General features: G+C 68.3%; 5 protein-coding genes. 1 reads left to right on the top strand and 4 read right to left on the bottom strand.

The window, feature by feature from the left end; all coding sequences use genetic code 11:
* Positions 1–225: 225 nt before the first annotated feature.
* Complete coding sequence (locus DI605_RS13210) at positions 226–1,737, bottom strand: acetyl-CoA hydrolase/transferase family protein (protein ID WP_293974595.1); 1,512 nt, start codon at positions 1,735–1,737, stop codon at positions 226–228.
* A gap of 111 nt (positions 1,738–1,848) precedes the next feature.
* On the opposite strand from DI605_RS13210, the gene DI605_RS13205 reads away from it, so the two are divergent.
* Positions 1,849–2,739, top strand: coding sequence for a LysR family transcriptional regulator (locus DI605_RS13205; protein WP_293974592.1), 891 nt, complete (start codon positions 1,849–1,851; stop codon positions 2,737–2,739).
* Between the two features lie 4 nt (positions 2,740–2,743).
* Here DI605_RS13205 and DI605_RS13200 read toward each other — a convergent pair whose 3' ends face one another.
* Genes DI605_RS13200 through DI605_RS13190 form a run of 3 tightly spaced genes read right to left on the bottom strand, consistent with a single transcriptional unit; the run spans position 2,744 to position 15,200 of the window.
* On the bottom strand, positions 2,744–5,830 hold the full coding sequence (locus DI605_RS13200; RefSeq protein ID WP_293974589.1) for a CHAT domain-containing protein: 3,087 nt from the start codon (positions 5,828–5,830) through the stop codon (positions 2,744–2,746).
* Positions 5,827–13,452, bottom strand: coding sequence for a hypothetical protein (locus DI605_RS13195; protein WP_293974586.1), 7,626 nt, complete (start codon positions 13,450–13,452; stop codon positions 5,827–5,829). The genes DI605_RS13200 and DI605_RS13195 overlap by 4 nt, the downstream gene beginning before the upstream one ends.
* Entirely contained in the window at positions 13,452–15,200 is a 1,749-nt protein-coding gene (locus tag DI605_RS13190; RefSeq protein WP_293974583.1) for a ShlB/FhaC/HecB family hemolysin secretion/activation protein, read from the bottom strand. Before DI605_RS13190 ends, DI605_RS13195 begins: the two co-directional genes overlap by 1 nt.
* Positions 15,201–15,314 lie beyond the last annotated feature (114 nt).

The raw sequence follows: 15,314 nt of genomic DNA, 5'->3' as shown, positions 1-15,314 counted from the left end.
CAGGCATCCTCTCCTAGACTTCAGGCCGGCCCATCGTGGTCGGCCTTTTTTTTGGCCGCGGGACGATGTATCAGAGCGCTCCGGCCGCCGAGAGGATGCATTGCGGTCAATGTGCGCTCTGCGGACGCCAAAGGCGCTGCGGAGCGCCGGCCCCGATCCCGAATTTCCACGCGGGCAAGCGATCCGATTTCGGAATGCGCGCTCCGTCGCGCGGTTCCTGCGGGGCTATGGGCGCATCGATCCGGTTTCGATGAACCGCTGGTGCCACGACAGGGACTCGCCGGGGAGCGATGGCGCGTGCTTGCCGAACGAGCCCTTCAGCGCGCGATCGTAATAATCGTCCAGCGCATCTCGATAATCGGGATGGGCACAGCGATCGATGACGAGACGGGCGCGATGGCGGGGGCTCAGCCCGCGCAGATCAGCCAGGCCCTGTTCGGTCACCAGAACGGCAACGTCCTGCATGATGTGATCGACGTGGGACGCCTGCGGCACGATCGCGGAAATCTTCCCGCCCTTCGCGGTGGAAGGTGTCATGAAGATGGAGACGTAGGCGTTGCGCGCAAAATCGCCCGATCCGCCGATCCCGTTCTGGATGCGCGATCCCATCACGCAGGTGGAATTGACGTTGCCGTAAATGTCCGCCTCGATCAGCCCGTTCATGGCGATGCAGCCCAGGCGCCGGATCAGTTCGGGATGGTTGCTGATTTCCTGGGGGCGCAGGATCAGCCGATCGCGATAGCGCGCCATATCCGCATTCAGGCGGTGCGCCGCATCGGGGCTGAGCGAGAAGGCGGTGGCGGAGGCCATGCGCAGGCGGCCGCTGTCGAGAAGATCCAGCATGCCGTCCTGGATCACTTCGGTATAGGCGGTCAGATCGTGGAACGGCCCGTCGATCAGGCCGGTGAGCACGGCATTCGCGATATTGCCGACGCCCGACTGGAGCGGCAACAGCTTCGCTGGAAGGCGGCGCATCTTCACTTCATGTCCGAGAAATTCCAGCAGATGCCCCGCAATGGCCTGGGCGCTCGCATCGGGCGGCGTGAACGGGGCGTTGCGATCCGGCGAATCCGTCTCGACGATGGCGACGATCTTGTCCGGATCACACAGCAATGTCGGCTGGCCGATCCGGTCGTCGGGGCGGATGAGGGGGATCGGCACGCGATGCGGCGGCAGCGCCGTACCGTAATAGATGTCGTGCATCCCTTCGAGCGCGGGATTCTGCCAGCTGTTCACCTCGAGGATCACCGCGTCGGCGCGATCCAGCCAGGTCTTGTTGTTGCCCACGGACGAGGAGGGGACGAGCGACCCGTCGGGCAGGATGGCGGTCACCTCGATCACGGCGATGTCGAGCTTGCCGAGGAAGCCCTGCCACGCCATCGGCGCGACCTGGCTCAGGTGCATGTCCAGATAATCCATCTCGCCGCGGTTGATGCGTTCGCGGGCGATGGGATCGCTATTGTAGGGCAGGCGCAGTTCGATGCCGTCCGCGCTGGCGAGCGCGCCGTCCAGCTCGGGGCCGGTGGAGGCACCCGTCCAGATCTTCACGCGCATCGGCCGGCCCTCGGCATGTTCGGCCTGGATCCGGGCGGCGAGCGCGGTGGGCACGGCCTTTGGATAGCCCGCGCCGGTGAAGCCGCTCATGCCCACCGTCATGCCATTCTGGATCAGGCTCGCGGCCTCTTCGGCGGAGGTGATCCGGCTGCGCAGGCCGGGGTGAGCGATACGGTCAGACATGCTCGTCTCCTTGGGGTCGGTCTCTCGGGCCGGCTGCGACACCCGATTCATCAGTGCGATTAATCAGACAATAGAGATTGTGTGGGGATCAGTTGTGCGTAAAGTGTGCAAGTGAGCGATCTGCTTCTCAATCTGCGCAGTTTCGTGCGCGTGGGTGAACGGCTCAATTTCTCGACCGTCGCGGTGGAAAGCCATGCCAGCCATACGACGATAGCGCGGCGCATCGATCAACTGGAGGCGCATTTCGGCACACGCCTGCTCCATCGTTCGACGCGGCGGCTGGCGCTCACCCGCGAAGGGGAAAGGCTGCTGGAACATGCCCGCACCGTGATCGAGGAGATCGATCATGCGGAGGCGGATCTCGGCGGCGAAGTGATGGTGCGCGGTGTCGTGCGGGTGGGCGTGACCACCGCGCTCGGCTTCCACTATGCCGATCGGCTGACCTCGTTGCGCGCGCGGCATCCCGATCTGCGCGTGGAATTCGCGGTGGCGGACTGGCAGGAAGATATTGCCGCCGCCGGGCTGGATCTCGCGCTGCGCGTGGGGGAGCCGGCGCCGGAGGCGGATCATGTCCGGCCGCTGGGAGTGATGGAACGCATCCTCGTCGCGGCGCCGGCCTACCTCGCCGTTCGCGGCACGCCCGCCTGCGTCGCCGATCTCCATGCGCATGACTGCATCGCCTATGGCTATGGGCCGAGCCGCAGCCGGTGGGGTGTCGGCGGGGAGCAGTTGCGCGTCGACGGCCCGTTCCGCGCCAACAGCAGCGAGGCTGTCTATCGTGCGGTGGCGGGCGGGCTCGGCATCGGCCTGATGCCCACCATCCAGGTGCGCCGCGATATAGTGGCCGGCGCGCTCAGGGTCGTGCTGCCGGACGTGCCGATCGAGCCCCTGTCGCTCTCCGTCTCGCATCGCTTCGCCGGCGTGCGGATGCCGGCAAGGGTGCGCGCAATGCTCGATTTCCTCGTTGATGAATTTCCCGCGCGGGGCAGGCCGATCGCGTAAGACGTCACGGGCGCGTGGGGGAGGGGGCCGGGGTCAGCGGCTTTTCCCCATCACCCACGATGGCGAAGGCCGCCCAGTAGAAGGGGTGCGATGTCTCGGCCGATGCCATCAGCCTGTTCTGCCCCGCGCGGATCGCCGCTGCGATCGAGGTGCCGGGCCTCGCCGTGAACAGCGCGGTGATGAGGTTCGTGGTGGCGCCGTAATCGTCGGGGATCGGCCAGTGGCTGGCGACGACGGAGCGCGCGCCCGCCCCCACGAATGCGCGGACGAGGCCGTCGAGGGCGAAATTGCCGCCGGTGGCAACGCCGGCATCGCGCGTGGCTTCCTCTGTCGCGGCGCCGGCCGTGTCGCAGGCGGAAAGCACGATCAGATCGGCATCGAGCCGCAGATCGAATATCTCGCGGAAGCTCAGCAGGCCGTCCGATCCTTCTCCACCGAAGGAGGTCAGCAGGGCCGGCCGCGCCGGACAGCGCGCATTGGGCGCCGTCACCAGCCCGTGCGTGGCGAAATGGATCACGCGATAATCGGCCAGATCGGTGCGTGCCTCCAGCCCGGTATCGGTGAAGGCCGCCCCGGTGACGACTTCGCCCCGGCCGGCGCCGATCGCACGATCGGCGATGCGCAGTTCGGCGGCGGAGATGGGGTGGGTCCAGGCCGAAAGCGGCCACAGGCAATCGGCGCCGGGCTGGGTGCCCGCCAGCCGCGCATAGCTTTGCTGGGCGGAGGGCGGCGCATTCTGGCCGAATCCGAGATAGGTTCTCGTCGCCTTGGCCGGGGCGGCATTCCGCACATCCGCGAAGGAGCGTGGCGAGACGGCGGTGGTGATGTCGATCCCTTTGCCCAGCCACGCAATGCCCCGATAATCGAACGGATCGCTATCGGGCCTGGCCGCCCGCCGCTCATAATCGTCCACGCCCTTCTGCTCGGTGACGAGCAGGTTAGGCGGCAGTTGCAGCATCGCGCCGTCGGGTTCGAAGATCAGGCCGGTCACGCCCGTCATTTCCGCCGCAAACGGATCGAACAGCGCCTTGTACAGACCCCGTGCCAGCGTGACGTCGAACGGATAGGTGACGGTGCGGCCATTCTCGATCGTGACGACGCTGGCGCGCAGCTTGGCCACAGCGGCATCGAACAGGGCGGTCGTCATCGGCAGCTTCGCCGCGCGCACCGCAGTCTTCGTCACGATCATCGCATAGACGTCCTGCTCCACGATGCGGAGCTGGTAATAGGCGTCGTTCGGCAGCAGCGTCTGGCGCAGTTCGGCCACCGTGATCGCCTGAGGGGCGAGCACGCGATAGCGCGGGAAGGCGGAGAGGCGGGATTGCAGCGCCGTCTGGTCGCGTTCCAGCACGGCAAGGGCAGCGCGCGCGGTGGCCACGTCCGCGTCCGTTGCCTGGCCCGTGGCCTGGCGGTTCACGGCACTGGTGACATCGCTCGTGGCCCGCGCGACATCGCGCGAGAGCGCCACGGATTCGCGGAACATCGCGGCCGCCTCGTCGCCCCCGCCCGAAAGCTCGCGCGCCAGCACCGCCTGCGTCTGGGCGACGCCGGGGCGCACCATCACCTGATTGGCTGCGAAAAGCGCCTCGGCCGCCTGCGCATCGCTGTTCGCGCGCGGCGCGAGCAGGGCGAAATAGGGGACGAGCAACGTCTGCATCGCCACCGCCGAGCCGGGCAGCTTCAGGCTTTCCGAAACGATCGATCCGTAGAGGGGCAGGGCGCGCGCGGCATCTCCGCGCCGTGCGAGAAAGGCGGCGAGGCGCGCCCTTGCGACAAGCTCGGCGGAGGATTGGGGATAGTCGATCTCCAGGATCTTCGCGGATTCGGTGAGCTGGCCCTCGGCGGTGCCATAATCCTGCTTCGCCTCGCTGATCAGCGCGAGTTCGGCCAACCCCTCGGAGCGGAGGAAGGCGGTGGAAGCGACGCGACCTTCGCGCACCGAAAGCAAGGTGCGGTTGGCTTGTCCGATCGACTGGATCGCCTCCGGATAGCGGGTGAGCAGCCGATAGGCCACGCCGCGCAACTGCTGCGCCTGCCCGTCGAGAATCGTGGCGCGTTCCGATGGCCTGAGCTTGCCGTCCAGCCTGGCCAGACGATCCAGCGCCGCATTCTGACGATTGATCTGTTCCGCCAGCGTGGGGCTGATCACGCCGCCCGCGATGGAGGAATCCCCGTCGTACCGATCGATCGGCGGCACGGGCACGTCGAGCGCGGCGATCGCTTCCTCGGGCCGGGACTGGTTCAGCGCGTGCATCGCGCGATAATTGCGCACCAGCCGGCTGGCGACGGGATCCGGGCGCGCGCCGAGCGCCGCTGCCTGCGCGAAGAAGGAATCGGCCGCGGCATAATTGCCGAGATTCGATTGCTGGAGGCCCTGGTTCACGAGATATTCGGCCTTGCGCACGGCATCGTCGCCGCTGCCCTCACGCTCCACCAGCGTTTCGAAGAATTCGGCCGCCTCGGCGAAGCTGCCGGCATTGTTGCGCAGATAGGCCTGGCTCAGCGCGATTTCCGGATCCAGCGTGCCGGCCTGCACGCGGGCGAAGGCGGCGGGATTGCCGGATTCGGTCGTCGCGACTTCGACGGTGCCGGGGATGAGGCGATTGGCGACGATCGTTCGCAGTGCGAGGCGCAGCGCGCCATCATAGCCGGCAAGCCCTTCCGCGATGAACACGGTCCGCCCGCGCCGCACCGAATAGGCGCGATAGGCGAGCTTGTTCGCGGGGATCTCGCACGCGATCGTCCTGGCACCCGCAAGCCCTTCGATGGCCGCATCGGCGGCGGGCTGGCAGGCGAGCCCCGCATGGCGCGTGGTCAGGATGGCGGGCACGGGATCCGGCCCAGCATCGCGCAGGGCATAGAGGCCGCCAACCTCCGCCGCCGCATCCCGGCAGACGATGCCATAGCCGCGATCGAACATGCCTTTCAGCAATGGATCCAGCGGTTTGGCCTGCGCTGTGCATAGCACGCCGGCGCTGCCGATGCGGAAACTGTCCTGCACCGCGATGCCGCCGTTGCGCGCCGGCGCCGCTTCGCCCGGCTGGGCGATGGCCGCGATCGCGGCCACGAGGATTGCGATCCGCCGGATCATGGCCGCTGCTCCTGCCGGGCGCCGCTTGGCTGGCGCTCCTCGTCATTCTGCTTCTTGCCGGTCGCCGGGCCGGCGGGGGGACCAGCGCGGGGCGCACCCGCGCTCTCCCACATGATCGCATTGCCCGCGCTGGCGACCGGATCGGTGATGATGGCCGGCGCCTGCAGGATCGTGAGATCGATCGCCGCCGGCTGATCGAAAACGGGCAGAAATACCGTTTCGCGCGAGAAGGCGATGAGATTGCCGTCGATCACGTCACGCACGATTGCGGCGATCGGTGGTGTTTCGGGCGCGCTCATCATGCAGCCGGTGCCGAGGATCGGGCAGCCATTGACGACGGATTGCGCCGAATAGCCCGCCAGCGAGTTGTTCTCTGCCGAGGCGAAGTTCACCGCGCCCAGCGTATCGGCATTGGTGAGGAAGCCGCTCGCCCCCTGGATGCGGCCGTAGATCAGAACGTTGAAGCCGCCGGAGCCCGCGCCGCCCAGATTGGTGATCGCCAGGCCGCCGGCACCGGCGGTGAAGCCGGCCGCGAGCGCGGCCGTGCCGCTATTCTGGATGATGATGTCGTCATTGGCGGAAAGCTCGATCCGCCCGGCCTGGATATAGCCTTCGGCGCGCGGCTGGGTGGCCGCAGCACCAATCGCGGCTGTCGTGGTGCTGGAAAGCGTGCCGGTAAAGCCCGCATTGGCGCCGAGCAGCTGCGCGCTGGCCGCCTCGATCCGCCGCGCAGAAATGGCCAGCCTTCCGCCCGGCGCCCCGCCAGAAAGAACGCCGATCGATCCCGCATCGGTGGTCAGCCGGACGAGGCCGGCATTGAGCAGAAGGCTCTGCCCGCTGCCGGCGTCGGTCAGCGCCAGATTGCCCACCACGCTGATCGTGCCCGTGGCCGAAAGCGTCAGCGATCCGCTTGCGCCCGTCAGCGATCCGCCATTGGCGTTGGCCGATCCGGTGAAGCTCGCGTCGCGCACGGTGAGGGCTGGGCCGCCCGCGCCGTCGCTGCCGGCGATCAGCGAAATCGTGCCCGCGCGGATGCGCGAAATTTCGCTATTGTCCAGCGTATAGCCGGCGCCATCCGTGGTGCCGCCGAGGAAGGCGGGGCCGCCGCCCGTGATCGTGAAAGCGATCGTGCGGGTGTTTGCATTGCCGATCGATCCGTTCGCCCCGATCCGCACATTCCCGCTCGCCAGCGCGATGTCGTTGCCGAGGATGGCACCGGCGAAACTCAGGTCGGCCGCCTGCAGCCTTACCGTCGAGGCGCCGGTTATGGCCGCGAAGCTTGCGGTTCCTGACGAGGCGGCCCGCACGATATCGGCCGTGATCGGGCCGCTCGCGCTGATCGGTCCGTTGAGCGCCGTGACGGTGCCGGCAATGTCGATCGCGCCGGCATTGGCCGCATCGGCCAGCAGCACATAGGTGCCGCTCGTCGTCGACGCCGTGATGCCCGCCGTGCCGATCCCGGTACGCGCCAGCAGTGCGACATTCCCGCCCGCCTGGATCGCGCCGGTCGCGATCTGCGCCGTCCGGCTGAGCAGGCTGACGGCGCCTTGCGACGCGATCGTCCCGGTCGTGATCGCTCCATCCGCCTGCAAGGACAGGGCGGCGGGGATCGTGACGTTGCCAAGCGCGATCGTTGTGCCGCTGTCGATCAGGAGGCGGCTGCCGATATCGAGCGATCCGGCAGAGAAGCCACTTTCCGCCGCCACCAGGAAATTGCCCGCGCGGGTCGCGCCCGTGATCGTCGCGGTCCCCGCCAGGCGCTGGGGCGTATATCCGGCGAGCGTCGCATAATCGAAGCCGGGATCGAAGGTGCCGGTGGCGCCCAGCATGCCCGAAGCGGGCGCCGTCGAGACGAGGCCGATGTTCGAGATCAGCGCGGTCCCGGTGGCGGCGGTGGTGATCCCGCCCGCCGCAGCGTTCCGGGCGGCGAGCAGCACGACATTCTGCCCCGCGAGCGTGCCGGCGGTGACGCTGCCGGTGCGTGAGGCCAGCGCCACGATTCCGTTGCCGCTGCTCGCATCGCCGATCGTCACGTCGCCATTCGCCGCGAACAGGATGCTGCCGCCGGCCTGTATTCCCTGCGTGCTGATCGCGCCGCCGGCCGAGACGAGATAATTTCCTCCCACGGCCGAGCCGGTGCCCAGCGTATAATCCGCGCCGACGATCACGCTGAGATCGCCAGAGACGGTGATCGCGCCGGGCACGTTCGAGGATGTCGTCCCGTCACCGAAGGTGATGCTGCGCGTCGCCTGCAGGATGGCCGTGCCGATGTTCATCCGGCCGCCCGCGCCGGTCGTGAGCGAAAGATCCCCGACCGCCTCTATGTTGAGCCCGGCCGCCGTCAGCAGCCCATCGCGGACGTTGATGCGCGAGGGGCCTGCCAATGAAGGTGTCGTGCCGGCACTGGTGACGAAATAGAGGCCGATATTCGCATCGCCCGATATCACGTCCAGGCTGCTGGTGCCGGCGATCGAGGCGCCACCATTCGAGGCGCCGGTGGTGTCGGCCGCGATCGTGCCCGTCTGCATCAGCGATCCGCGCGACGAGCCGTCGGTGCGCGATGCCACCGAGACGGCCGTCGTGCCGCCCCGGCCTTCGCCGCCCGTGCCGGTGCCGCCCGCCGCATCCTGTCCGCCGTCACCCCCCGTGCCACCGACCAGGAAGGCGATGTTGCCCGCCGTGACGGGGGCGCCGGCGGATGCGAAGGTCAGCGTGCCCCCACGCCCCGCGCCGCCAGCGCCCACCACGGTTGCACCATCCCCTCCGGTGCCGCCGATCCCTTCCGCGTCGAGGGCGACATCGGCGAACGTGGCCGATCCCCCCGCGGCGTTGCTGCTGGATGCTATCTCCCGCGTACCCACGAAAGCCGTGCCGCCGGTTCCCGTGCCGCCGATCCCCCCAGCACCGGTCACGCCACTTCCATCGGGGTCGCCACCCACGCCGCCCTGTCCGCCGGTGCCGCCCACGGCGATAGACAGGGTGGATCCCGCATTGGCCGCGATCACGCCGAATGTCGTGTCCGCCGAAACCTCGGCGGTGCCGCCGATGCCCGTGCCGCCGGCGCCGCCCGTTCCCCCGGCCACGCCCTGACCGCCGCTGCCGCCCTGCCCGGTGGCATCGAGATAGGTGTCACCCAGCAGGATGCGCCCCGTGCTCACGGATATCGCATCCTGGTTCGCGCCGGTGCTGGATTGGCCGACCAGCAGCTGGCCGCCGGTGCCGGTGCCGCCGGCGCTTCCGCTGGGGGTGGCGAAGAAGGCGCCTCCACCGCTGCCGATCGCCTGAAGCTGGCTGAGGCTGCTGCCGGATGAAAAATCCACGGTGCCGTTCATGCCGATGATCCACGCCTGGCCGCCCGTGCCGGCACCGCCCACGCCACCAATGCCGCCGGCGCCGCCGCCATAGCCATTCGCCGTGACGATGAAGCCGCCGGATCCGGTGATCGTGCCGTCATCGGCGATCAGATAGGCGCCGCCCAGTTGCGTGCCGACCGTTCGGCCGCCGATTCCGGCGCCGCCGCTCGTGCCGCTCGTGCCGGTTCCGTTCGCCGTCAGGCTGATGCCGCCGGTGCGAACCACGCCGCCCTCGAACGCGCGGAGACGGGCCAGGCCACCAATGCCGTTTCCGCCCACCCCGATGATCGGGTTACCCGCCCTGCCGTCCGCCGTGGCGCCTATGCCCTGCGACATGTCGAGCAGGCCAGTCACCGATATGTCGATCGATCCGCCCCGGCCTTCGCCACCGGCGCCGGTGCTGGTGCCGAACGTGTTTCCACCGAATCCGCTCGCGCGCAGATCCAGCCCGCCGCCGACGATGGATCCGGTCGCGACGACCATGATCTGCCCTGCGATGCCGGCTCCGGCCTGTGTGTCGAGGCTGGACCGGCCTGATACGGCATCCACCGCCGCCAAGAAGATGTTCGTGACGGTGAATGTGCGCCCCGCCGCCGCGCGCAGGGTGACCGATCCGCCGATACTGTCGCCGGGGCCGGCGGGCGGATTGGAATTGAATGTGGTCGCCGCCTGGCCGACGGCCGAGATCGTGGCGGAGGCCAGCGTGATATCGGCGCTCCGGGCCTCGAACAGCGCCGTGCCGCCCCGCATCGTGGTGGTCGTGGGATCGCTGCCGCCATAGCCGCCCGCGCCGGCAGACACGCTCAGATCGCCGATCGTGATCGCGCCGGTATCCGCCAGCAGGGTGAAGTTGCCGCCGGTCGCCGCGCCGCCGATCCTGCCCTGATTCTGCAATTGGCTGGCATTGGCGTTTATGTTGACGGACAGGAGGCCCGTGGAGATGGTGCCGTCCTCGGCGCCTGTATCCGTGTCCGGCTCGGTTATGATGCGCGCATTGCCGCCCGTGGCGTTGCCGCCATCGCCGCTGCTGACCCCGCCGAACGCGGTGGCGCTCAACGTGCCGGTTCCGGCCAGTGTGAGCCGGCCGCCGTTCGCGTTGAGGCTCAGGTTGCCGCCGGTGGCATCACCCGCCCTGCCGGAGGCGCTGCTGCCGCTGCGGGCATCGGCGCTGAGGGCGGTGTCGCCCGTCACGGCCAGATCGCCACCTGCGGCGATCAGGTTCACGCTGCCGCCCGTCGCCTGGCCGCCGTTGAACGAAGCGCCGCTGGCGGATCCCCCGATCGCGTTGGCTGTCGCGGTCAGGGTACCGCCGATCGCGATCGATCGATCGGCCTGCACGTTGATCGTGCTGCCCTGGGCACTGCCGCCATTGCCGCCGGTGCCGCTGCCGCCGGTTGCGAGCGAGGAGAGGCTTACCGCGCCCGCGATCCGTGTTTCCTGGGTGGAACTGGATTCGCGGAACGAGACGAGGCTTGCCGTCGCCGCGCCACCTGTAAGACCATTGCCGCCTGTGCCGTTGGCGGACAGATCCACGGTGCCGCTGATCATGGTCGCGGACGTGGCGCCCGATGCGGGTGCGGAATTATATTCCGCGAAACTGGCCGAGCCATCGCCGCCCGTGCCACCTGGCGATGCGCCGCCGGTGCCGTCCGATCGCGCGGTGATCGAGCCGATCTGCATCGCGCCGTCGCTTTGCGTCAGGATCGATGCGTTCGCCGCGCGGCCCAGGCCGCCCATTGCGCCTGCGCCGAGCCCAGCGCCGCCCGTGCCATTGGCGAAGGCGCCGAGCCGTGTTGCCGTCACCGTGGCATCGTTGAAGACGCTGATGATCGCGCTGCCGAGCCCGGGGACGCCCCCGCCGGCGACGCCCGTGCCGCCCGATCCTGTGCCGCCCGTCACCGATCCGCCGATTGCCTGGATCCCGACGACGACGCCGGGCGTCAGCGATGCGTTTCCGGTCGCGCGCGTCGCCGTCAGCGATCCGCCGCGCACGCGCAGCACCGCGCGGCCGCTGAGCGCATCGCCCGCATTGCCGGTGCCGCCCGTCTTGTCGCCACCCATCGCATCGGAACTCAGCGAGAGCAGCGCGAAATCGAGAATGCCGGCGCTGTCGGCGGTGATGATGCCGCCGGTTCCGGTGCCGCCCGTTCCTCCGCCGGCCGAGGTGCCGCCATAGCCGAACGTGCTGAAGAAGCCCGTATTGGCCGTCAGTTGCGCGCCCGATCCGATCGTCACCGTCACGTTGCCGCCGGTCGCCGCGCCGCCGGCCGAATTGGCGCCTGATCCGCCCTGGCCGCCCTGCGCGGTGGCCTGAATGTCGAGGTCGCCCGTCGTGGCAAGGCTTGTTATCGGCCCGCTGGTCTGGTCCATCGTCAGGATGGCAGTGCCGCCGGTGGCGGTGCCGCCCGATCCGACGCCGGTCGCCGCGCCGCCCTGCGCGTCGGCGGAGATCTGGACCAGGCCGCCTGCCGTTATCCCGCCGCCCGAATGCACGATCATCTGGGCCGTGCCGCCGGCGCCATCCGACGCGGGGCCGCCAAATCCTCCGGCGCCGACCGTCAGACTGGTGCCGGTCTGGACGGTGCCGTTGGCGACATCCAGAGTTGCCGTTCCGCCCGTGGCGGTGCGGTTTGCGGAAAGCGCAGCCGCATAGAGATCGATGCTCGTATCGGCGCGGAGCGTTCCGTTGTTGACGGTGACCGTCGCCGCTCCGCCCTGCGTTACCTGGCCGTTTTCGCCGCGGCCATCAGCGCCAACGGACAGGCGCCCCGTCTGCACCGTGCCGCCGTTGATATCCACCCGCGCGGTGCCGCCCGTACTGAAGTCGTAGAGCCCCTGCGTGTAGTTTATCCCGTTCGGCACGGCGGCGCGCACCTGGGTGGAACCGGTGATGGTCACCGTCCCGCCGGCCGTCGCGGAGAGCAGCGATGTGCCGAGGTTCCCGTTCAACCCAAACGACTGGATATCGAGGTTGCCGCCGATGTTGATCGTGCCGTTGGCCACGCTCAGCGTGGAACTGGTCCCGCCGAAGATCGCCAGGTCGCTGAGGAAAGCGATGGGGCTCGTCTGGCCCGACAGGCTGGAGAAATTGGCGACATCGATCGTGTCGCTTGCGCGGGCCGAAACCGGGGCATTGAAGCGGCCACCGCTGGCCGGCGCCGGCGTGATCGCGCTGCCCTCGATGCTGATGCTCGCGCCGCCGATCGTGGGCAGGGCGTTGATCTTGCCCGGCGTCAGGGCGAGCGGATCCACCGAAAGATTGCCGCCGGCTACCAGATAGACGCCGCCATTCTGGAATGTCGCCCCCTGCGCGACATCGAAGCCATAATAGCCATCCGGTGCGACGATCATCGAGATCGCCGTATTCTTGGGCACGGCGACGGCATAAATGCCGCGATTGTCGGTCGCGGCCCCGCTGCTTCGATCGAGCCGCACAGTGCCGCGCAACTGGAGCGGAAAGGGATCGGCGGCGGTGCCGCCGCCCACGCCGACCGTGATCTGGAACAATCCCTGATCGAAGGAGAGCAGGGCCGTTTCCGCCGCGACGAAGGCAGCCGCGCCATTCACGTTGATCGTGCCGCGCTGAAGCACGTTCGGTGCCACGATCGCGACATAGCTGTTCGTGTTGGTGGCGTTGATCGTGGCCTGCGAAAGCACGTTGATGATGCCGTTCGGGCTGGCCGAACTGTTCAGCGAAAAGGTGGTCGTGTTGCCGATCGTGCCCGTGCCGCCGGTGGGATCGGCGGTCGACAGCAGCAGGCTGCCGACATCGAACACCGATCCATCGCCCAGGATGATGCCGCCGGGGCTGTAGAACCAGACGGAGCCCCCCCGCGAGGTGACGTTGGCGGCGCTGACGAGCTGGCTCGTGACCGTGCCGTTGAACGCGATCGGCCGGCCCGGATCGGAGGGTACGATGCGATTGAGCACGGTGAAGTTCGGGCCGCCGGGCGTGCTCTGGTAGATGACCTGCGTACCGGCATTCTGGAAATTGATCGGATTGTTCGCGCCGCCGCCCTGGCCGGTGTCGCTGGGGGTGAAGTTCAGCACCGCCGTGGGCGTGCTGATCGTATAGATATCGGTGTTGGCCGTGTTGAAATCGGAGGTGACGCTGCCGCCCGGCGATACGGTGGGGGCCGCGGCATTGTAGGAATTGGGGTTGGCCTGCTGGGCGCGGGCCGGCTGGGCGAGCGCCACCGCCAGCGCGAGCGCCGATACCGTGAGGGGAAGGGCGCGGAGCGACGGGGCGGGGATATGCCTGGCGGACATCAGCGGTCCTTCCACGGAAAGAGCCGGGTGGTGAGCGACATCAGGATGCGCGTGTCGCCGCGTGAAGTCTGGAAGCCGGCGCGCTTGGTGGGCACCGCCACCGTGAGATCCAGCCGCATCTTGTTCGCAAAGCTGGTGCGCACGCCGCCGCCGACCGAGGTGAGCGATTGCGGATCGCCAGTGCGGTTCTTGTTCCAGACCCAGGCGGAATCCACGAACACGAACGGCTGCATCACCAGATTGGTGCTGGTGAAGGGGACGATCCGGTTGATGCGCAGCTCGGCCGAGAAACCGGCACCGCTGTCGCCGATGATCGTGCCGGGATCATAGCCTCGTCCGATCGTGTAGGTGCCGGCTGAATATTCCTCGAAGCTCAGCAGCGGATCGAACGCATATTGCGCGCGCGGCGCGATCGATGCGGTGACGGCCGGCGTGAGAGCGAGTTCGGCATAGCCGGATGCTCGGACGAGCGTGGCACCCGCATCGCCGTCAGAACGACTGGGGCCGATCACTCCGGGCACCAACGTGCCGTCCGTTGCATCGAACAGATGCAGGCCCTGTCGCAATTCCAGCGAATAGGCGGTGCGCCACCGGGCCGGCGCGCGCTCGCGATGATCGGTCATGTCTCCATCGAGGCGCAGATAGGCGACGCGAACATGATCGCGCGTCAGCGAGGTGCCGCCGAAGCGCACGTCCTGATCGACATAGTCAAAGCCGATCGAGCCGCGCAGGTTCGCCGCCTGGCTGCGGATGAAGGGATAGGAAGCCTCGCCGGTGGCAAACAGTGTGCGCGCCTTGAGTTCGCCGGACAGGCCGACGTCGGGCCGCGTCCAGGCATAGGTGAAGCGGCCCGCGAAGGTCAGCCCCTCCGGCCCCACCCGGAAATCATGGCCCAGCTGCAGGATCTGCTGTTCCTTGAAATCGGACGAGGAATAGAAACCGATCGTCGTGCGGTCGCCCAGCCCGGTGAGGCCGTAGAGCCGCCCGGTCAGTTGCCCGCCGAACCGGCCCGTATCGCGCGAGGCGAAATTCTGGACGTTGAGATCCGCCTCGAAAGGGGTGCGCGTGACGATCACGTCGCCCAGCAGCTCGCCCGGCTTCTCGCCCGTGGGGCGCAGCACGAGGCGGACGTCGTAGCCGGGCATGTCGCGGGCGAGCAGCAGATATCGCTCGGCCGAGAAGCGGTTGAAGACGGGATCGGCGGTCAGCTTGTTGAGATAGCTGGCGATCAATTGCTCGTTGCGCCCCGCATCTCCGCGCACCCGGATGGCGCTGAGGCGCGCATACAGAACCTCGAAAACGACATTGCCATTCTCGATCTTCTGGGTCGGCACCTGGACCGCGGCGAGATAGCCCTTTTGCCGAAGGTAGGTGGCGGCCGCGTCGCGTATCTCGCAGATCGTGCCGACCGTCCGGTCCGCGCCGAGATAGCGTTTAAAGACGGGGGCCAGATCCTCCGGGGAGACGGGGCCGAGATTGTGGAAGGTCGCGCCCGTGATCGTGACGCGTATGTCCTTGTAGGCGGCATCGTCCAGCGGGCAGGGCGCGCGCTCGATATCGCCTTCCACTTTCAGCTTGCTCGCGGGTTCGGGGGCGGGCGCCGCGCCGGGCCGCGTGACCTCCTCACGCGTCGGCAATCCTCCGTTCGCCAGCGCCGAAGGCGGCGGGGAGACGCGCTGCGCCACCGCCATCTGGCAGAAGGCGACCCCGCCCAACAGGGCGGATGCGAGCCGAGCATAACGGTTCATGCCTACGCCACACCCCCACAAAACCGGTTCCCCACAGGGATTTCCGGCGAATCCCCCGGTTGCCGTATTTCCAGACGGTTGCTGTTTTGGACTGAAAAGTCCAGACCATAACCA

This window comes from Sphingomonas sp., from assembly GCF_003248515.1.
Taxonomy (GTDB): domain Bacteria; phylum Pseudomonadota; class Alphaproteobacteria; order Sphingomonadales; family Sphingomonadaceae; genus Sphingomonas_I.
Note: the sequence above shows the minus strand (reverse complement) of the source record. Positions and strands in the feature narration are given on the sequence as shown.